The 19347-nt window shown below is 63.4% G+C and carries 19 protein-coding genes; 15 read left to right on the top strand and 4 right to left on the bottom strand.

Annotated features, from left to right (window positions below; genetic code table 11):
* Positions 1-199: 199 nt before the first annotated feature.
* Genes fliL through fliR form a run of 7 tightly spaced genes read left to right on the top strand, consistent with a single transcriptional unit; the run spans position 200 to position 4670 of the window.
* Positions 200-700, top strand: coding sequence for a flagellar basal body-associated protein FliL (gene fliL, locus HWX03_RS31785; RefSeq protein WP_175823415.1), 501 nt, complete (start codon positions 200-202; stop codon positions 698-700).
* 22 nt (positions 701-722) lie between these two features.
* The gene (gene fliM, locus HWX03_RS31780) at positions 723-1721 is read left to right on the top strand and encodes a flagellar motor switch protein FliM (RefSeq protein WP_174389746.1); all 999 of its coding nucleotides are present in this window, start codon (positions 723-725) and stop codon (positions 1719-1721) included.
* Positions 1714-2202, top strand: coding sequence for a flagellar motor switch protein FliN (gene fliN / locus HWX03_RS31775; protein ID WP_175823416.1), 489 nt, complete (start codon positions 1714-1716; stop codon positions 2200-2202). The genes fliM and fliN overlap by 8 nt, the downstream gene beginning before the upstream one ends.
* Entirely contained in the window at positions 2199-2771 is a 573-nt protein-coding gene (gene fliO / locus HWX03_RS31770; protein ID WP_175873987.1) for a flagellar biosynthetic protein FliO, read from the top strand. Before fliN ends, fliO begins: the two co-directional genes overlap by 4 nt.
* A gap of 36 nt (positions 2772-2807) precedes the next feature.
* Positions 2808-3569 (top strand): flagellar type III secretion system pore protein FliP, encoded by a 762-nt coding sequence (gene fliP, locus HWX03_RS31765; RefSeq protein WP_175873986.1) that lies wholly within the window; start codon positions 2808-2810, stop codon positions 3567-3569.
* 17 nt (positions 3570-3586) lie between these two features.
* Positions 3587-3859 carry a flagellar biosynthesis protein FliQ gene (fliQ, locus tag HWX03_RS31760; protein WP_006491272.1) on the top strand — a complete coding sequence of 91 codons (273 nt, stop codon included), beginning with the start codon at positions 3587-3589 and terminating at the stop codon, positions 3857-3859.
* A gap of 28 nt (positions 3860-3887) precedes the next feature.
* Positions 3888-4670, top strand: a complete 783-nt coding sequence (fliR, locus tag HWX03_RS31755; protein WP_174433861.1) for a flagellar biosynthetic protein FliR — start codon at positions 3888-3890, stop codon at positions 4668-4670.
* A 411-nt stretch (positions 4671-5081) separates the two neighbouring features.
* On the opposite strand, the gene HWX03_RS31750 is transcribed toward fliR, so the two are convergent.
* The 3 genes from HWX03_RS31750 to HWX03_RS31740 form a co-directional block, all read right to left on the bottom strand.
* Positions 5082-6029, bottom strand: a complete 948-nt coding sequence (locus HWX03_RS31750; RefSeq protein ID WP_175873985.1) for a cupin domain-containing protein — start codon at positions 6027-6029, stop codon at positions 5082-5084.
* 239 nt (positions 6030-6268) lie between these two features.
* Positions 6269-6694: an MchS3 family protein gene (gene mchS3, locus HWX03_RS31745; protein WP_175873984.1), complete on the bottom strand. Its 426-nt coding sequence runs from the start codon at positions 6692-6694 to the stop codon at positions 6269-6271.
* Positions 6695-7054: 360 nt separating this feature from the next.
* A complete protein-coding gene (locus tag HWX03_RS31740) occupies positions 7055-7543 on the bottom strand; it encodes a CPBP family intramembrane glutamic endopeptidase (protein ID WP_175873983.1) in 489 nt (162 codons plus the stop codon).
* Positions 7544-8132: 589 nt separating this feature from the next.
* Here HWX03_RS31740 and HWX03_RS31735 point away from each other — a divergent pair.
* Genes HWX03_RS31735 through HWX03_RS31725 form a run of 3 tightly spaced genes read left to right on the top strand, consistent with a single transcriptional unit; the run spans position 8133 to position 12935 of the window.
* On the top strand, positions 8133-9491 hold the full coding sequence (locus tag HWX03_RS31735; protein WP_244132830.1) for a TolC family outer membrane protein: 1359 nt from the start codon (positions 8133-8135) through the stop codon (positions 9489-9491).
* Positions 9488-10747 carry an HlyD family efflux transporter periplasmic adaptor subunit gene (locus HWX03_RS31730; RefSeq protein WP_175823421.1) on the top strand — a complete coding sequence of 420 codons (1260 nt, stop codon included), beginning with the start codon at positions 9488-9490 and terminating at the stop codon, positions 10745-10747. The genes HWX03_RS31735 and HWX03_RS31730 overlap by 4 nt, the downstream gene beginning before the upstream one ends.
* 40 nt (positions 10748-10787) lie before the next feature.
* Positions 10788-12935, top strand: coding sequence for a peptidase domain-containing ABC transporter (locus tag HWX03_RS31725; RefSeq protein WP_175873982.1), 2148 nt, complete (start codon positions 10788-10790; stop codon positions 12933-12935).
* Between the two features lie 185 nt (positions 12936-13120).
* On the opposite strand, the gene HWX03_RS31720 is transcribed toward HWX03_RS31725, so the two are convergent.
* Complete coding sequence (locus HWX03_RS31720) at positions 13121-13765, bottom strand: response regulator transcription factor (protein WP_175873981.1); 645 nt, start codon at positions 13763-13765, stop codon at positions 13121-13123.
* Positions 13766-14157: 392 nt separating this feature from the next.
* Here HWX03_RS31720 and HWX03_RS31715 point away from each other — a divergent pair, with 392 nt between their 5' ends.
* The 5 genes from HWX03_RS31715 to HWX03_RS31695 all read left to right on the top strand — a co-directional run bounded on the left by HWX03_RS31715 (position 14158) and on the right by HWX03_RS31695 (position 19135).
* The gene (locus tag HWX03_RS31715) at positions 14158-15162 is read left to right on the top strand and encodes an ABC transporter substrate-binding protein (protein WP_175823423.1); all 1005 of its coding nucleotides are present in this window, start codon (positions 14158-14160) and stop codon (positions 15160-15162) included.
* 121 nt (positions 15163-15283) lie between these two features.
* The gene (locus tag HWX03_RS31710) at positions 15284-16081 is read left to right on the top strand and encodes an ABC transporter ATP-binding protein (protein WP_175873980.1); all 798 of its coding nucleotides are present in this window, start codon (positions 15284-15286) and stop codon (positions 16079-16081) included.
* 58 nt (positions 16082-16139) lie between these two features.
* Positions 16140-16988, top strand: a complete 849-nt coding sequence (locus tag HWX03_RS31705; protein ID WP_174433859.1) for an ABC transporter permease — start codon at positions 16140-16142, stop codon at positions 16986-16988.
* Between the two features lie 88 nt (positions 16989-17076).
* Positions 17077-18444, top strand: a complete 1368-nt coding sequence (locus HWX03_RS31700) for a sensor histidine kinase (RefSeq protein WP_175873979.1) — start codon at positions 17077-17079, stop codon at positions 18442-18444.
* A 13-nt stretch (positions 18445-18457) separates the two neighbouring features.
* Positions 18458-19135, top strand: coding sequence for a response regulator (locus HWX03_RS31695; RefSeq protein ID WP_175823425.1), 678 nt, complete (start codon positions 18458-18460; stop codon positions 19133-19135).
* The last annotated feature ends 212 nt before the right edge of the window (positions 19136-19347 follow it).

Here is a 19347-nt window from a genome sequence, read left to right as displayed (position 1 = left end):
GGCCGCACTCCGCGCCCGCCTCCCGCCTGACCGTTTTCCCCGCCGTTCCTGCCCGGCATCGAGCCGATACCGCGCCGACGCCCGGCCGACCATCGGGACAATCGGCTGAGATAGCCGCAATTCCCCCCTCTTTTCCGCCCATCGGCCTCGGCCCGGATGCCGAACAATGCATGCTACGAGACATCACGCACGCATTCACATGGCCACGACTGCAACCCCGACCGCCGACAAGCCGGCTTCGTCCGGCAAGTTCAAGCGCATCGCGCTCATCGCCGTCATCGCGCTGGGCGCGGCTGCCGCCGCCGCCGGCGGCATGTACGTGTTCCTGAGCAAGGCAGGCGTCGGCCATGCGAGCGCACCCGCCGAGCCGGCGCCGCTGGCCGCGCCGGTGTTCTTCGCGCTCGACCCGCTGACCGTGAACCTGCAGTCCGACGACGGCGCGCAGCACTACCTGCGCGTCGGTCTGTCGCTGAAGCTCACCGACCCGAAGGCGCAGGAGCAACTGACCGCGCGGATGCCGGAAATCCGCAGCCGGATCCTGCTCGCGCTGTCGAACAAGCATCCCGAGGAGCTCGCGACGCCGGACGGCAAACGTTCGCTCGCGACCGAGCTGCGGGATCTGATCGAGCAGCCGACGCAGCCGGGCAACCAGCGCGCGAAGGTCGACGACGTCCTGTTCACCGAGTTCGTCGTCCAGTAACGCGGCCGCGAAAGGAGCGCGTATGGGTCACCAGGAGTTCATGTCCCAGGAGGAGGTCGATGCCCTCCTCAAGGGCGTCACGGGCGAAACCGATGCAGTCGACGAGCAGCGCGACACATCGGGCGTCCGCCCCTACAACATCGCGACGCAGGAGCGAATCGTCCGCGGCCGGATGCCCGGCCTCGAGATCATCAACGACCGCTTCGCGCGCCTGTTGCGGATCGGCATCTTCAACTTCATGCGGCGCACGGCGGAAATCTCCGTCAGCCAGGTGAAGGTGCAGAAGTACAGCGAATTCACCCGCAACCTGCCGATCCCGACGAACCTGAACCTGGTGCACGTGAAGCCGCTGCGCGGCACGTCGCTGTTCGTGTTCGACCCGAACCTCGTGTTCTTCGTCGTCGACAACCTGTTCGGCGGCGACGGGCGCTTCCATACGCGCGTCGAGGGCCGCGATTTCACGGCCACCGAGCAGCGGATCATCGGCAAGCTGCTGAACCTCGTGTTCGAGCACTACACGGCCGCATGGAAGAGCGTGCGGCCGCTGCAGTTCGAATTCGTGCGCTCGGAGATGCACACGCAGTTCGCGAACGTCGCGACGCCGAACGAGATCGTGATCGTCACGCAGTTCTCGATCGAGTTCGGGCCGACGGGCGGCACGCTGCACATCTGCATGCCGTACTCGATGATCGAGCCGATCCGCGACGTGCTCAGCTCGCCGATCCAGGGCGAGGCGCTCGAAGTCGACCGCCGCTGGGTGCGCGTGCTGTCGCAGCAGGTGCAGGCCGCCGAGGTCGAGCTGACCGCGAATCTCGCCGAGATCTCGTCGACGTTCGAGAAGATCCTGAACCTGCGCGCGGGCGACGTGCTGCCGCTGGAGATCGAGGACACGATCACCGCGAAGGTCGACGGCGTGCCGGTGATGGAATGCGGCTACGGAATTTTCAATGGTCAATATGCGTTGCGCGTGCAGAAGATGATCGGCGCGAGCGATTCGATGAAGGAAGGTGGATATGAGTGAGCTGAACCAGACGCCCGACGACGACATGCAGGCGATGGCCGATGCAGCCCTCGCGGCGTCGGCCGCCGACGCGAAGGCGCCGGCCGCGGCCGACGAAGATCCGGGCATGGACGATTGGGCGGCCGCGCTCGCCGAGCAGAACGAGCAGCCGGTGCAGGCGGGTGCGACGGGCGCCGGCGTGTTCCAGCCGCTGTCGAAGGCCGCGGCGAGCTCGACGCACAACGACATCGAGATGATCCTCGACATCCCGGTCAAGATGACCGTGGAGCTCGGCCGCACGAAGATCGCGATCCGCAACCTGCTGCAGCTCGCGCAGGGGTCGGTCGTCGAGCTCGACGGCATGGCCGGCGAGCCGATGGACGTGCTCGTGAACGGCTGCCTGATCGCGCAGGGCGAAGTCGTGGTCGTCAACGACAAGTTCGGCATTCGCCTGACCGACATCATCACGCCGGCCGAACGTATCCGGAAGCTGAATCGGTGAACGTCGTGAAGTCCGGCCACCGCTTGCGCAACGCGATTGCAGCGGCGGCTACGATCGCTGCCGCATCGCTCGCGTGCGCGCCGGCCGGCGCCGCCGACATGAACGCGGTCAACCATGCCGGTTCGATCGCGTCGAGCGTGACGGTCGGTTCGGCCGCGCCGTCGCTCGGCATCGGCGCGGTGCTGCAGACGCTCGTCGGGCTCGCGGTCGTGATCGGCCTCGTGTTCGCGTGCGCATGGCTCGCGCGCCGCTTCGGCTTCCAGCCCGCGCGGCGCGGCGGCCCGCTGAAGGTCGTGTCGAGCGTCGGGCTCGGCGCGAAGGAAAGCGCGACGATCGTCGAGATCGGCGACACCTGGCTCGTGCTCGGCGTCGCGCCGGGCAACGTACGCCTGCTGCATACGCTGCCGGCCGGTTCGGCGGCGGCCGCGACCGCGGGCTCGACCTCGGCCGACGCGTCCGCCGGCGGCAATGCGTCCGACGCCGGCCTGCCCGGCACGTTCGGCGCGCGGTTTCGCGACGCGCTCGCGGGCGAAGCCGCAAAACGCCTTGGTCGCGGCAAGGACCGCTGACATGGCGCCGCGCCCTCTTTCCGACCTCGCATTCCGATGAAACACGCATTCCTGCGGTGCGCGGCGCGCGTCGCGCCCGTGCTGATCCTCTGTCTCGCCCCGGCGCTTGCCTACGCGCAGGCGAACGGCCTGCCCGCGTTCAACGCGAGCCCGGGCCCGCACGGCGGCACCACCTATTCGCTGAGCGTGCAGACGATGCTGCTGCTCACGATGCTGTCGTTCCTGCCGGCGATGCTGCTGATGATGACGAGCTTCACGCGCATCATCATCGTGCTGTCGCTGCTGCGCCAGGCGCTCGGCACCGCGACGACGCCGCCGAACCAGGTGCTCGTCGGCCTCGCGATGTTCCTCACCTTCTTCGTGATGTCGCCGGTGCTCGACCGTGCGTACAACGACGGCTACAAGCCGTTCTCCGACGGCTCGATGCCGATGGAGCAGGCCGTGCAGCGCGGCGTCGCGCCGTTCAAGACCTTCATGCTGAAGCAGACCCGCGAGACCGATCTCGCGCTGTTCGCGAAGATCTCGAAGGCCGCGCCGATGCAGGGCCCCGAGGACGTGCCGCTGTCGCTGCTGGTGCCCGCGTTCGTCACGAGCGAGCTGAAGACCGGCTTCCAGATCGGTTTCACGGTCTTCATCCCGTTCCTGATCATCGACATGGTCGTCGCGAGCGTGCTGATGTCGATGGGGATGATGATGGTGTCGCCGTCCACCGTGTCGCTGCCGTTCAAGCTGATGCTGTTCGTGCTGGTCGACGGCTGGCAGCTGCTGATCGGCTCGCTCGCGCAGAGCTTCACGTAAGCGGAGGAACACGCGCGATGACGCCCGAACAAGTGATGACGCTGGCGCACCAGGCGATGATGGTCGGCCTGCTGCTCGCGGCCCCGCTGCTGCTGGTCGCGCTCGCGGTCGGCCTCGTCGTGAGCCTGTTCCAGGCCGCGACGCAGATCAACGAAGCGACGCTGTCGTTCATCCCGAAGCTGCTCGCGGTCGCCGCGACGCTCGTGATCGCCGGCCCGTGGATGCTGACGACGATGCTCGACTACCTGCGGCAGACGCTGCTGCACGTCGCGACGCTCGGCGTCGGCTGAGCCGCGCGTCCGGCTCCGTTCCACGACGATGTTCTCGGTCACCTATGCGCAGCTCAACGGCTGGCTGACGGCTTTCCTGTGGCCATTCGTGCGGATGCTCGCGCTCGTTGCGACGGCGCCCGTCGTCGGCCACGCGGCGGTGCCGGTGCGCGTGAAGATCGGCCTGGCCGCGTTCATGGCGCTGGTCGTCGCGCCGACGCTCGGCGCGATGCCGGACGTCACCGTGTTCTCCGCGCCGGGCATCTGGATCCTCGTCACGCAATTCCTGATCGGCGCCGCGATGGGCTTCACGATGCAGATCGTGTTCGCGGCCGTGGAAGCGGCCGGCGACTTCATCGGGCTGTCGATGGGCCTCGGCTTCGCCACCTTCTTCGACCCGCACACGAGCGGCGCGACACCGGTGATGGGCCGCTTCCTGAACGCGGTCGCGATGCTCGCGTTCCTCGCGGTGGACGGCCACCTGCAGGTGTTCGCGGCGCTCGCCGCGTCGTTCCAGTCGCTGCCGGTGTCGGGCGACCTGCTGCACGCGCCGGGCTGGCGCACGCTCGCCGCGTTCGGCGCGACCGTGGTCGAGATGGGGCTGCTGCTCGCGCTGCCGGTGGTCGCGGCGCTGCTGATCGCGAACCTCGCGCTCGGCATCCTGAACCGCGCGGCACCGCAGATCGGCGTGTTCCAGGTCGGCTTTCCGGTGACGATGCTCGTCGGGCTGTTGCTCGTGCAACTGATGGTGCCGAACCTCGTGCCGTTCGTGTCGCACCTGTTCGACATGGGGCTCGATGCGATGGGGCGGGTGCTGATTGGGTGGCGGTGACGGGTGGCGTTGTCATTGCTAACGAGGCGCAACAACTCCGCGATTCAGCGGATATCAAAAAATAAAGCGCAACAAAGCCGCAATTTTTTGCAGGATCATTTACCGGATTGTGGCCTGCGGCAGAAGCACGGAATGCATCGCGCCGGGCCTTGGTTGTGCAATTGCCTGCCCTGATCGCAGATCAAGTGCCTATCGCTCCTCGCACGACGCATATGGAATGTCGGCATGCAAGTGAAGGTCACTCTGATACCGGAAGTCACTCGGTCCTTGCGCGCAGCTTATAACGTAGCAAATACCATGTATGCAACGTGTACACAGATAGTGTCGTCTATGTCCATGATAAATTTTATTCATAAAATGCTGAGGTCGTGGATTGTGAATCGAACACTAATGGCTTTATATTTCATTTGCTCAAGGCCAATCTCTTTGACGAGATAATTTTTTTACATACTCGATCATTCCAATGTCGGATGCTGCAACAGTTTGCGATCTTATGCTCTCAATATATTCAGTGATATTTTGAGGGTTGCGAATCTCCTGATTTACATCTTCGATAATTTTCTCCATATTGAAAATTCGCATATCATGAAGAGGAAATGAAGTCCGCAAAGTCTCGCTGTTCTTCAATTTGGTTTTCACTATCCAATCGATGTAGTCCAGGCATTTATTTGTGTGAATACCAGCCGCAATATGAAACGTTGGCTCACCAAGGGCCGTTGCCGAATGCCACCATCCGCGAGGGATATAGACAATGTCCCCCTCTTCCAGAGTGAAATCCAACTCGGGAAGACTCGGACGGAGGTGTTTTTGGTCCCTGCTGGTTTGCCCTTCAATTGGTAGTTTGAATGTTGAATTGTAAATCTTCCAATTTTTTCTTCCAATTAGCTGCACCGCAAAAACATCGTGCGTGTCCCAGTGATCACCAAAGGATCCTTGTTTTCCGAAGGAGAGATAGCCATTTGCCACAACGCTCATTGACAAAAAATCGGAGATCTGTTGGCATATATTTCTGATCTTGAGGGACAGCGATTCTATTCTATTAAAAACCAATGTGGCTCCGCTATCGAAATGGCGATGGATTTCGGTCGCGTTCAACTGGCTTTTCAAAACACCAACCTCAATGCACTTCCATTCGTAGCTCTCGGGAGAAAGATACTCTGTTCCAGAATGAATCTTGATTTTTAATGGACTAGATTGGCTGGCATATATTGACTCATCGACACTAAGCCAATCGAATCTGCAGCCTGATGCAGCACCTCGAAATAACGCCGGCTTTTTTTCAAAGAAACTCTTCAGAAACTCTTCTTTTTCGATTGGAAAGTTGATCATCGCAAGAGGTAATTTATATAGGCGATACATCAGACCCGTTACGCGGGCCTGATGTATTAATGTTGAGCCAATTGGTCAGCCATCGCCGTCTTCGCCCCAGTTGGGATACATGGTTGACGACGACGAGTCGGGTGCCCAACAGGTTCCGTTTGCATCTACCCAGCCGTTCATTTTCGTGCCGCGTAAGTCAACTACATTGCTCGACTCCGCCTCCTCAGATAAGTCTAGGCCACCAAAAATTTTTTCTGCGTCAGATTTCGAAATAATTCTCACGGTTCATTTTCCTTGGTTTTGCAACCGAATTTACTTATCCTGTACAACACGTCGAAAATATTCTCCTTTAACAACAAATCTCCCCTCATAACTGAAACCTTGATCGACGGCGGGAATTCGTCCTTGTGTTTTTTAAAAGATTGGCGATCAATTTCTCGCAGACCACACATGGCATACATTTTTGATTCAATGGTCGCGCCCTTTGATTCCAATATTTCTTCGAAATATGATTTTGCATTCGATGTTTTCATTATTCTTCTGTACATCTCCTCTTGCGGGCTGATATGGCCAGCAAATCCGATCAAGCCCAGAGAGAATACGCTGGTTTTCTCGAAATCGTCAGTAGAGTCCGCTTTCGAATGACGCATGCTTGATGCAAATAAATTTACGAAAATTAAAAAAGCGACAATCTTTCTATCCATTAACTCAACTCCGGTCGCAAGGTGGTTTCGATGGCGAAATCGAAAACATTCCTTTGATTCGGTCTCTTGCAAAAATTAGTCTTACTAGTGCATCGCGTCTATAGCAAAAAATCCAATTGTTGCCGTGCCGGTGTTTGCCGTGTCGGGAGTAATCATCTCCCTCCCTATTCGATCTTATCGACATGGGCCTCGGTGCGATGGGGAGCGTGCCAATCGGCTGGCGATGACGTGCTGGTTATTCGTCCAGAGGCACAGGCGCCGCCTCGACCGAGTCATCAAGATTTCGTGTGGGTTCAGGGCCTATTCATCCGGCCAGTTGGCGACGAATCTACCGATTGATCAGGGAATGATGCGTTCGCGTCAGATGAGGATACTTGCCAGCGTGTTGCGGGCAGCATGGGCAGTGGCGACGACCAAAAAGGGACGGCCACCGGGGTAATCACGCAGCACGAAGACCGTCGCGAAAATCAGCCCGCCCCATAAAGCGACTGCCACGTACAGGACGCTGTAGCCGTGCGCTGCACCGAACACAAGAGCGGAAGCACCAGTCGCTGACCAAGCGCTTCCCCCGAATGTGCGGCGAATCAACCGAATAGGAAGCCATTGGAAGAGAAATGTTTCCACTATCGGTGCAGCGAGAGAGCCAACAAACAGGCGAGTCAATAGGTCGTACTTCACTATTTCAGGCAGCGCACCGGAGGAGGGGCCTAGTGGAAGTCCGAATACAAATTGGCCACCCCAGACAAAAACGCCGGCGATGTATGTGAGACTGCACGTCAGAAGCGCGGAAACGAGCACCGGGCTACGCGAGATAGTGCGAATCACGCTGTTATTAGGGCTGTCTTTCATTGCGATTCACACCAATTCAGAGGGAAATCTTTCGATAAAATTTCGAAAATATCCGCTCGATAGTTTTTGGTATAGCTCAGGCCTGCTTCTGCCCGACACTCCAAAGTGTCAAAAACCACTGGCCGTCCGCGTCGTTTCCTTGGTTGTTAAAGTCACCCATAGCATTGCACATGGTTATATCGTTGACTTCCTTTTTATTTCTGGAAATAGTGAAACATCCAATTTTTGCTGAAGTCGCCGCTTGCCGAAAAACAGGTGGACGTCCACATCCGCCAACATGGGATCACTCGTGCCGCCGTCGCAACTAACGAGGTTTGTAAACGGTCGATTGGTTAGCTGGTGACGGCATATCGTTCCGACCGGACTTCCTCGGCGTTCCCCCTGCAGACGCGCATACCTCTGCTTTACGCAGCGTGCCGCTATTTCCGCTCGGTACTCAGTCGCATTCCATTCGCAACCGCGCAGGCACCGGCCGGAAATTGGACGAACGACGATATCGTGCCGTCATGCAGTCGTGAATAATTCTCTACTTTGCGGCGTAACTTCGCCGCGGTTCCCGCGACCGACAGGTAGCGCCGCGCACAGGTAGATGCTCTCGACACGATCCTTCCGGCTGATGGCCATTCTCGGCTGGCTCGGTGCCGCATGGCCCGCTCACGCAGCCAACCTGCTCGACGCGGTGAACGCCGCGCGGCGCTTCGATGCGAGCATCAGCGCGGCGCGCAACGCGCAGCTCGCCGGCCGCGAGAAGCGCTGGCAAGGTCTTGCAGGCCTGCTGCCGCGCGCCGAGCTCAGCGGCGGCTACACGAAGCAGGACCAGCCCACCGCAGCGTATGCGGCAGCGGTCCGCCGTCACAGCGCTTCCGCAACCGTCACGCAGCCGCTGCTCGATCTGTCCCGCGTCGCCAATTTCAAGCGCGGCGGCACGCTCGCCGATCAGGCCGACATCGAGTACGAGAAGGCGTCGCAAACCCTGATTACCGATGTCGCCAGCGCCTATTTCGACGTCCTGTTCGGACGCGAAGTGCTGCAGGCCGCCGAAGCCGCGCAGCAGGCGTTCCATAAGCAACTCGACCAGGCGCAGGCCGCGCTGAGAATCGGCGACGGCACGCGGACTGACGTCGACGAGGCGCGCGCAAATCTCGACGAAGCGCTGGCGCGCACGGTGAGCGCGCAAACCGATCTAGCAATCGCGAGCGGCACGCTGCAGCGGATTACCGGGTTGACGGCGGCAGAGTTGTCGCCGATCTCGTGGCAATGCGCGCCGCAGGCCGCGCCGGTCGATCTCGCGACCGCGATGGACAACGCAGCCCGCGACAACGTCGACGTGCGGATCGCGGGCAAGCAGCTCGACCAGTCGCAGGCCGACATCGTCGCCGCGACGGGCGCACACCTGCCGGTCGTGAACCTGCAGGCGAGCTTCGGCACGAACTGGAGCCGCGGCGCCAACGAGAACGGACTCGACACTGTGTTCGGCACGACGTCGAAAACCCGTTCGTCAATGATCGGCGTGACGGTCACGATCCCGCTGTTCGCCGGCGGCGGCGCGCTGTCGGCGAGCCGCGAAGCCTACCGCCGGCGCGACCAGGCACGCGACGCGCTCGAGGATGCGCGCCGCAAGGCCCGCGAGCGCGCCCGTGCGGCCTATCTCGGCATCACCAACGGCGTCGCGCTGATCCGCGCGCAGGAACGCGTGCTCGCGTCGGCCGACAGCAAGATGAAATCGACCCGCCTCGGGCGCGAAGTCGGACTGCGCACGCAGATCGACGAACTGAATGCCCAGCAGCGCTATTTCGAAGCGATCCGCGATCTTGCCGACGCCCGCTACCGCTACCTCCGTGCGCGGCTGCAACTGTCCGCCGCGCTCGGCACGCTCGGCGACGACGACGTGGCCGGCATCGGTTGCCGCGCTAACGGCCCAGCGCCTGCCGCTGGGATCCGATCATGACCGATTCCTTGTTCCGCCAGGAAGCGCTCGACGCGACCCGGCACAAGCTGCTGGGTACCGTCAGCCTGTACTCGCCGCCCTGGCGCTGGCTGATGATCGGCGTCGCGACCGCGTTGACGTTGGTAGTCGTCGCGTTTTTCGTATTCGGCAGCTACACGAAACGCGAGCGCGTGACCGGTCAGCTGTTGCCGGCGACGGGGCTGCTGACGGTGGCACCGCCGTTGACGGGCACCGTGGTCGGCACGCGGGTCCGCGAAGGACAGACGGTCGCGGCCGGTGCGGAACTGCTGGCGATCTCGGCCGAAGTGGCGACCGAACTTGGCGGAACGCGCGAAACGGTCGCCCGGCAATTGAAGTTTCAGCGCTCGCGCCTGGAGGCCGATCTGACTAGCCAGTCGCAACTGAGCGGCGAAGCGCAGCGCGGCCTGCGGACGCGCGCGGCGGCATTGGACGACCAGCTCACACAGATCGCACGGCAGAACGCGCAGCGGCTGCGCCAGGCCGAACTCGCTCAACGCCAGCTCGACAAGCTGCAGTCGATGCGTGAGCAGGGCTATGCATCGAACAGCCAAGTCGAGCAGCAGGAAGGCGTGCTGCTCGACGCGCAGGCGCGGCTGCAGGAACTCGCCCGCCAGCGCCTCGACGTCGGCCAGCAACTCGACCAGACCCGCCAGCAGTTACGCGAGCTGCCGCTCACCACCCGCAATCAGCAGAACGACATCCAGCGCAAGCTCGCGGACGTCGATCAGTCGATAGCCGAGAACGAAGCGCGTCGCACGGTCATCCTGCGCGCACCGCAGGCGAGCGTCGTCGCCGCGCTGCTCGCGAAGCCCGGGCAGATCGTCAACGCGGGCCAGTCGGCGGTGTCGCTGTTGCCGCAAGGCGCGCCGCTCGAGGCGCAACTGATGGTGCCGAGCCGCGCGATCGGCTTCGTGCGCGCCGGCGCGCGTGTGGTGCTGCGCTACGAAGCGTACCCGTTCCAGAAATTCGGCCAGCAGTACGGGCGCGTGACCGAGGTGTCGCGTACCGCGCTGTCGCCGCAGGAAGTCGCGAACCTGACCGGGCACACCAATGTGCCGGAGCAGCTATACCGCGTCGTCGTCGCGCTTGATCGCCAGGACATCGTCGCGTACGGCAAGCACGAGGCGCTGCGGCCCGGGATGGCGCTCGAGGCCGACGTGCTGATCGACCGGCGCCGGCTGGTCGAGTGGGTGCTCGAGCCGCTGTATGCGCTCGGCAGCCGCGTGTCGAGCTGATGCGCGCCCTCAATGCATTCGTTACGGAGCCCGTTCAATCATGAAATGGATCGATGCGTTGCAATTCGGCTGGCGCCGCCGCCTGCCGGTGATCCTGCAGACGCAGGCGGCCGAGTGCGGGCTCGCGTGCGTCGGGATGGTCGCGAGCCATTTCGGCCACGACCTCGACCTCGTCAGCCTGCGCCGGCGCTTCAGCCCGTCGCTGAAGGGGGCGACCCTCAATGACGTGATGCTGATCGCATACCGGCTCGGCCTCGCTTCGCGTGCGTTGCGGCTCGAACTCGGCGAACTGAGCAAGCTGCACCGCCCGTGCATTCTGCACTGGGACATGAATCACTTCGTCGTGCTGAAGTCGGTGTCGCGCGGCCGGATCACGATCCATGATCCGGCACGCGGGCGTCGCGACGTGCCGTTCTCCGAAGTGTCCCAGCACTTCACCGGCGTCGCGCTGGAGCTGATGCCGTCGCCGTCGTTCGAGCGCATCCAGGCGCGCGAAGCGATCTCGATGGCGAAGCTCGTCGGCAACGTCACGGGCATCCGCGCGACGTTCGCGCAGGTGCTGCTGCTGTCCGCGGCGCTGGAAGTGTTCGGCATCGTCACGCCGTTCTACATGCAGTGGGTGATGGACCAAGTACTGGTGTCGGCCGATGCGGACCTGCTGACGCTACTCGGCATCGGCTTCCTGCTCGTCGTGCTGTTTCAAAACGCGGTGTCGGCGTTGCGCTCATGGGTGGTGACGTGGTTCTCGAGCTTGCTCTGCGTACAGTGGACTGCCAACGTCTGCGCGCACCTGCTCAGGCTGCCGATGGCGTATTTCGAGCAGCGCCACATCGGCGACGTCGTGTCGCGATTCAGTGCGATCAATACGATCCAGGCGACGCTGACCACGCAGTTCATCGGCGCGCTGCTCGACGGCGTGATGGCGACTGCAACACTTGCGATGCTGTTCGTCTACAGCCCGGCACTCACGTGGCTCGTGCTCAGCCTGTTCGCTGTGTACGGCGCGATCCGGTGGATCGCGTACCGGCCGTTCCGGCAGGCGAACGAGGAACAGATCGTGTATGCGGCGCGCGCCCAGTCGAACCTGCTCGAATCGATCCGCGGCGTGCAGGCGATCAAGCTTGCGAACAAGCAGGAAGCGCGCGTCGCCACCTATGCGAACGCGGTAGTCAATTCCACCAACAAGCATGTCGCGATCCAGCGGCTGTCGATCGGCTTCTCGACGCTGCATGGCGTGATTTCCGGTGCGGGCCGCGTGGTGCTCGTCTGGCTCGCGGCGAAGCAGGTGCTCGACGGACAGTTCTCGGCCGGAATGCTGGTCGCGTTCGTCAGTTTTGCCGACCAGTTCATGGCGCGCGGCGCCGGGCTGATCGGAACGCTGATCGACTTCAGAATGCTGCGCCTGCACGGCGAGCGTCTCGCCGACATCGTGCTCACCGACGTCGAGGGCGACATGGAGGCAAAGATCAGCCGATCGACGGACGTGAGCCGTGCGGCACCACCCACGATCGATGTACGCGACGTGCATTTCCGTTATGCGGAAACGGAGCCGTGGGTACTCGACGGCTGCTCGTTTTCGATCGCCCAGGGTGAGTCGGTTGCGCTCATCGGTCCGTCGGGCCAAGGCAAGACGACGATGGCGAAGCTGCTGCTCGGCCTGCTGACGCCCGAGCATGGCAGTGTGCACGTCGATGGTATCGACATCCGTAAGCTCGGCCTGCATCCATATCGCGACCGGATCGGCTGCGTGATGCAGGACGACATCCTGTTCGCCGGCTCGATTGCCGACAACATCGGCTTCTTCGATCCGCAGCCCGACGACGCGCGAATCGAGGAAGCCGCGCGGCACGCGCAGATTCACGACGACATCGTCGCGATGCCGATGGGCTACCGGAGCCTCGTCGGCGACATGGGGTCGTCGCTGTCGGGCGGGCAGCGCCAGCGCGTGCTGCTCGCCCGCGCCTTCTACCGCCGGCCCACGATCCTCGTGCTCGACGAAGCGACGAGTCATCTCGACACCGACCGCGAATCCCTGATCAACGACGCGGTGCGTGACATGAACGTCACGCGAATCATCATCGCGCACCGGCCCGAGACGATCCGGAGTGCGGATCGCGCGATCGAAATTGCACATGGCTGCACACGCGAACTGGATATCGACGCCTTGTTCCCGACACAGCCCGCATAGCATATGCGACACGAATGCTCGCTACGCGCGGCGCGGAGGGACGGCCGACGCCGATCCGGCCCATGACGATCGGCAACATGCAACTTCATGGCCTTGGAGCTTCCCATTCAGCCCCCTCGACGATTGAAACAGGTCGTGCCAAAGGCGCGGCGACGTTCACGGTCACCTGCCGGCAGTAAACCTCGTCAAATCAGCCCGCTTTCGTACGCGTAGCGGATCAGATTGGTATTCGTATCGGCCTGCAGCTTTTTCATCGCCGTGTATTTCTGCGTCGACACAGTACTGACGGAGCGGCCGAGCTTCTCTGCAATGCTCGCGAGCGAGTGGCCTAACGCGAACAGGCGCACGACATCAAGCTCCTTCTGTGTCAGCCTTGGGAGTGTATCGCGGCCGCTCGCGCCGGATTGCTCGACGATCGCGCGGACTGTCGGCGAAAAATACCGCGTTTGGGCGGCGCGCGAGTGTCGGCACGCACGTACGATCTCGTCGATCCCGTCTTCCTTGCTGACGATGGCTTTCACACCCAGTCGCAGCGCGGCCGCGAAGATGCTCGGATTTTTTTGCGCGGTCAGCATCACGCATTGCGCACTCGGCGCGACGTCGCGCAGCTTGCGCAGCAACCTCAGGCCGTCGATCGGTTTGTCGCCCCGATTCATCGAATAGTCGACGACGATGAGATCGACCGGGGAGCGCGTCAATGCGTCGATCAGCCCCTCCCCGCTATTGCAGCAATGCGAGATGAGGAAATCCGGTTCCCATTGCGGCAGGCGCTTCAGCATTTCGATCACGACTGGATGGTCGTCGGCAATGGCGATGGTGGTTAGACTCATTGGATCGTCGAAATGAAATATCAAGTCAGAAAGCGAACCGAACAGATTACGAGAAATCAGAGTCGGCACTTGGGCAACGCGATGCGTCCTCATCGACCAACGCTTTTGTCGTGATGTCGTACTTCCGTAATTGGTCTGGGCGCAATGGATGATTCTCTTCGTGCTTGCCAAAGCGTAATGCCGAGAAATCGGCATAGATAGGCCTGTTGCCATTCCAACCTGCGGCGCAATCCGGCTGGGGGGCGCTCTTCGAGTATTCGCGTTGGATTCGTGGAAAACCCCTAAACGAATCGCCAACCCGCGAAAGGTTGCAGAAGGTTTCGCCTCCCTATACTCGTTAAGACGATGCAGCAAGCATCGCGCCATACGAATACAACGAAGGAGACAACCCGATGCGACCCATCCTGCGCACCCTCGCCGTGGCAGCCAGCCTGAGCTGCACGCTTGCCGCGCACCCCGCTTTCGCCGACGACGGCGGCAAGATCACGATCATGGTCGGCGGGATCGCGAAGCTGATCTACCTGCCCGCGCGCCTCACGCAGGAGCTCGGCTACTTCAAGGCCGAAGGGCTCGACGTCGAGCTGCTGTCGCAGCCGGCCGGCGTCGACGCCGAGAACGAGCTGCTCGCGGGCGCCGTGCAGGGCGTCGTCGGCTTCTACGATCACACGGTCGACCTGCAGAGCAAGGGCAAGGACGTGAAGGCGATCGCCGTGCTCTGCCAGGTGCCGGGCGAAGTCGAGATGGTGTCGACCAAGGCCGCGCCGACCTTCAAGTCGATGGCCGACGCGAAGGGCAAGACGCTCGGCGTGACGGGCCTCGGCTCGTCGACGAGCTTCCTCACGCAATATCTCGCGCTGCAGCACGGCGTGCCGTCGACGCAGTACACGATGCTGCCGGTCGGCGCCGATGCGAGCTTCATCGCCGCGATCAAGCAGGGCCGTATCGACGCCGGGATGACGACCGAGCCGACCGTGTCCGCGCTCGAGAAGATGGGCGACGCGAAGGTGCTGGTCGACATGCGCACCGTCGACGGCACGCGCGCCGCGCTCGGCGGCACCTACCCGGCCGCAAGCCTGTACGTGCAGTCGGCCTGGGCCGATGCGCACAAGGCGGAAGCGACCAAGCTCGCGCACGCTTTTGCCAAGACGATGCAGTTCATCCACACCCACAGCGCCGAGGAAATCGCCGCCAAGATGCCGGCCGACTACCAGAAGGACAAGGCGCTGTACGTATCCGCGCTGAAGGCGTCACTGCCGATGTACACCGCCGACGCGAAGATGCCGGCCGACGGCCCGGCGATCGTGCTGAAAGTGCTGTCGGCGTTCAATCCGTCGGTGAAGGGCAAGCACGTCGACCTGGCGCGCACCTACACGAACGATTTCGTGAACGCGAAGTAATCGATATCGGTCAAGGCGCCGGCGGCGGCGATCCCGCCGCCGTGCGTGCCCCGTTCCGGCCCGGTTGACCGGCCCGGCGCCGCCACGATGCGACGCCCTCTTCACCCGCAGGACAAACGCGATGAACCAGGCAGTTTCCCCGAGCACACCGGCGATCGAGTTTCGCAATGTGTCGTGCCGCTTCATTTCGCCGGAAGGCAAGGCCACCGTCGCGCTGCGCGACTTCAGCATGAACGTCGCACGCGGCGAATTCATCGCGATCGTCGGCCCGACCGGCTGCGGCAAGTCGACCACGCTGAACCTGATCACCGGGCTGCTCAAGCCCGTGTCGGGCGAAGTCCGCGTGATGGGCCGTCCGGTCGACGGGATCGACCCGCGCATCGGCTTCGTGTTCCAGGCGGACGCCGTGTTCCCGTGGCGCAACGTGATCGACAACGTCGCGGCGGGCCCGCTGTTCCGTGGCCGCTCGAAGGACGTTGCGTACGCGCAGGCCGAGGAATGGATCCGCAAGGTCGGCCTCGACAAGTTCACGAAGCACTACCCGCACCAGCTCTCGGGCGGGATGAGAAAGCGCGTCGCGCTCGCGCAGACCTTCATCAACCAGCCGGAAATCCTGCTGATGGACGAGCCGTTCTCCGCGCTCGACATGCAGACCCGCACGCTGATGCAGGACGAGCTGCTGCAGCTGTGGTCCGCGAACAAGGGCTCGGTCGTGTTCGTCACGCACGATCTCGAGGAAGCGATCGCGCTCGCCGACCGCGTATTCGTGCTGACCGCGCGCCCCGCGACGCTCAAGCGCGTGGTCGAGATCGACCTGCCGCGTCCGCGCGTCATGTCGGAAGTGCGCTACGACGCGCGCTTCATCGAGATTTCCAGGAACATCTGGCACGACCTGCGCGAAGAAGTGCAGATCGGCTGACGCATAGGCCGCACGGCAAGCCATGGCAACAAACAGCAAGGACAGGAGCATGACCGACATGACGCTTCCCACCACCGCCCTTCCGGCGACCACGCTCGAGGACGACGAGCGCGCCGCGCAACGCCGGCTGCGCCGCCGGCGCAACCTGATCGTCACGCTGCGGATCGCCGTACTCGTGATCGTGCTCGGCGGGTGGGAACTCGCCGCACGGCTGAAGTGGATCGACCCGTTCTTCTTCTCGATGCCGTCGCTGATCTTCGACCAGCTCCAGGACTGGTTCGTAAACGGCACGTCGCAGGGCCCGCTGCTCACGCAGGTGTGGGTCACGCTCGAGGAAACCGGGATCGGCTTCGTGATCGGCTCGGTCGCCGGCGTGATCTGCGGGATCGTGCTCGGCCGCAACAAGCTGATGGCCGACGTGTTCGGCCTGTACATCCAGATCGCGAACTCGATTCCGCGCGTCGTGCTCGGCTCGATCTTCGTGATCGCGCTCGGCCTCGGGATGGCGTCGAAGATCGCGCTGGCCGTCGTGATGGTGTTCTTCGTCGTGTTCGGCAACGCGTTCCAGGGCGTGCGCGAAGCGGATCGCTACCTGATCGCGAACGCGCAGATCCTCGGCGCGTCCCGCCGGCAGATCACCACGTCGGTCGTGATCCCGTCCGCGCTGAGCTGGATTCTCGCGAGCCTGCACGTGAGCTTCGGCTTCGCGCTGGTCGGCGCGGTGGTCGGCGAATTCCTGGGTTCCAAGCAAGGGATCGGCCTGTTGATCTCCACCGCCCAGGGCGCGTTCAACGCGAGCGGCGTGTTCGCGGCGATGATCGTGCTGGCCGTGGTCGCGCTCGCCGCCGACTACCTGCTGACGCGGATCGAGAAGCGGCTGCTGAAGTGGCGCCCCGCGGCGTTCTGAACGCCGTCGATCGCCGCCTGACATGACACACACGACCGCGCCGGCGACCCCGGCGCGGTTCGGTATTTCGGAGAAGGAGCGCAACAGGATGGCGCACAGCCTGCGCGGGCGGCTGCTGTGGTGGCTGCTGCTGCCGCTCGCGGTGTTCGTGCTGATCGCGGGCGCGATGTCGTACGACACCGCGCGGACCACGGCCGCGCTCGTGCAGGACAGCGCGCTCGTCGCGTCCGCGCGCACGATCGGCGAGGACGTCGAATGGCGCAATGGGCGGCCGGCGGCCGACGTACCGCCGGCGGCGCTGGAGATCTTCGAATCGCCGTCGGGCGACTCGGTGTTCTACAAGGTGATCGACGGTCACGACCGCCTGCTCGCCGGCAATCCGGCGCTCGACCTGCCCGCGCGGCACGGCATCGAGCCGACGCTGTACGACACGTCGCTCGACGGCGTGCCGCTGCGCGCGGTGGCCTACGACCGCCAGCTGTACGACGAGGGGCAGGTCGAGACGGTCACGGTGGTCGTCGCGAAGACGACGCGTTCTTACGGCGCGATGGTCGCGACGATCTGGCGGCCACAGCTCGTGCGCCTGTCGCTGATGCTGATGCTCGCGGTGGCGCTCGTCTATCTCGGCCTCACCTTCGAGCTGCGCCCGCTGATGAAGCTGAAGGACGACGTGGCCGACCGCGGGCCGATGGAGCTGGAACCGATCCGCCCCGAGCGGCTGCAGCACGAGCTGCGGCCGATCGTCGACGCGATCAACCAGTGCATCGCGCGGCTCAACATGCATACGGCCACGCAGCGCCGCTTCATCGCGGATGCCGCGCACCAGTTGCGCACGCCGATCGCGGTGCTCGATACGCAGATCCAGTACGCGCAGCAGCGCGGTAACGGCGATCCGGACCTGGCCTCGGTGCTCGACAGCATGCAGCGCAGCAGCCGCAAGATGGCCGACGTGACCGACAAGCTGCTGCTGCTCGCGCATGCGGAAGCGACGCCGCCGACGCTGCTCACGCATCGCGTCGATCTCGCGGCCGTGGTGTCGAGCGTGCTGGAAGAGACGATCGTGCTCGCGCAGCGGCGCGACATCGATCTCGGCGCCGATCTCGGCGAGCGGCTCGACGTCGCGGGCAGCGACAGCCTGCTCACCGCGCTGGTGATGAACCTCGTCGACAACGCGGTGCGCTACACGCAGCCGGGCGGCTGCGTGACGGTCTGCGCGCGGCGCGACGGCGACGCGGTCGTGCTCGACGTGGTCGACGACGGCCCCGGCATCCCGGCCGAAGCGCGGCCGCACGTATTCAAGCGGTTCTACCGCGTGTCGGCCGATACCGAGGGCTCGGGCCTCGGGCTCGCGATCGTCCGCGAGATCGCGCAGGCGCACGGTGGCAGCGCGTCGCTCGCGCCGGGGCCCGGGAATCGCGGTATCGTCGTGACCGTGCGGCTGCCCGCTTTCGATTGAAGAGAACGCCGTCATGAAACTTTTGCTGGTCGAAGACAATGCCGAGCTCGCGCACTGGATCGTGAACCTGCTGCGCGGCGAGGATTTCGCGGTCGATTGCGTCGGCGACGGCGAACGGGCCGACACGGTGCTCAAGACCGAACGTTACGACGCGGTGCTGCTCGACATGCGGCTGCCCGGCATCAGCGGCAAGGAGGTGCTCGCGCGGCTGCGGCGCCGCAACGACAACGTGCCGGTGCTGATGCTGACCGCGCACGGCTCGGTCGACGACAAGGTCGACTGCTTCGGTGCGGGCGCCGACGACTACGTCGTGAAGCCGTTCGAGTCGCGCGAGCTGGTGGCGCGCATCCGCGCGCTGATCCGCCGGCAGGCCGGCGTCGGCACGACGCAGCTCGTGTGCGGCGATCTCGTCTATGCGTTCGGCACGCGCGAATTCCGCTGCGGCGACGCCGTGCTCGCGCTGCGCCGCCGCGAGCACGCGATCCTCGAAACGCTGATGCTGCAGCAGAACAAGACAGTGTCGAAGGCGCGGCTGATGGACAGCGTGTTCGCGCTCGACGACGAGCCGAGCGCCGACGCGATCGACATCTACATCCACCGGCTGCGCAAGCATCTCGCCGGCAGTACGGCCGAGATCATCACGCTGCGCGGGCTCGGTTACATCCTGCGGATGAAGAGCACGCACGATTGACGCGGCACGCATCCGCTCCCTCTCATATCGATTCGCAGAACGAATCGTTGTCGAGTCCCGCCCAGTGCCCGGCGGGACCGCTTCCGACCAGCTGCCCCTTCCACGATTATTGCGCGTTCGGTGTTTTCACCGATCCGATTCTTTCCGCCGGGAAAGCGGCGTGAAGGATTGCACCCTCTACGATGCTACGCGTCGGCCCTCTTGCTGTGGCC

This window comes from Burkholderia sp. BCC0397, from assembly GCF_902832865.1.
In the GTDB taxonomy this organism is placed as follows: domain Bacteria; phylum Pseudomonadota; class Gammaproteobacteria; order Burkholderiales; family Burkholderiaceae; genus Burkholderia.
Note: the sequence above shows the minus strand (reverse complement) of the source record. Positions and strands in the feature narration are given on the sequence as shown.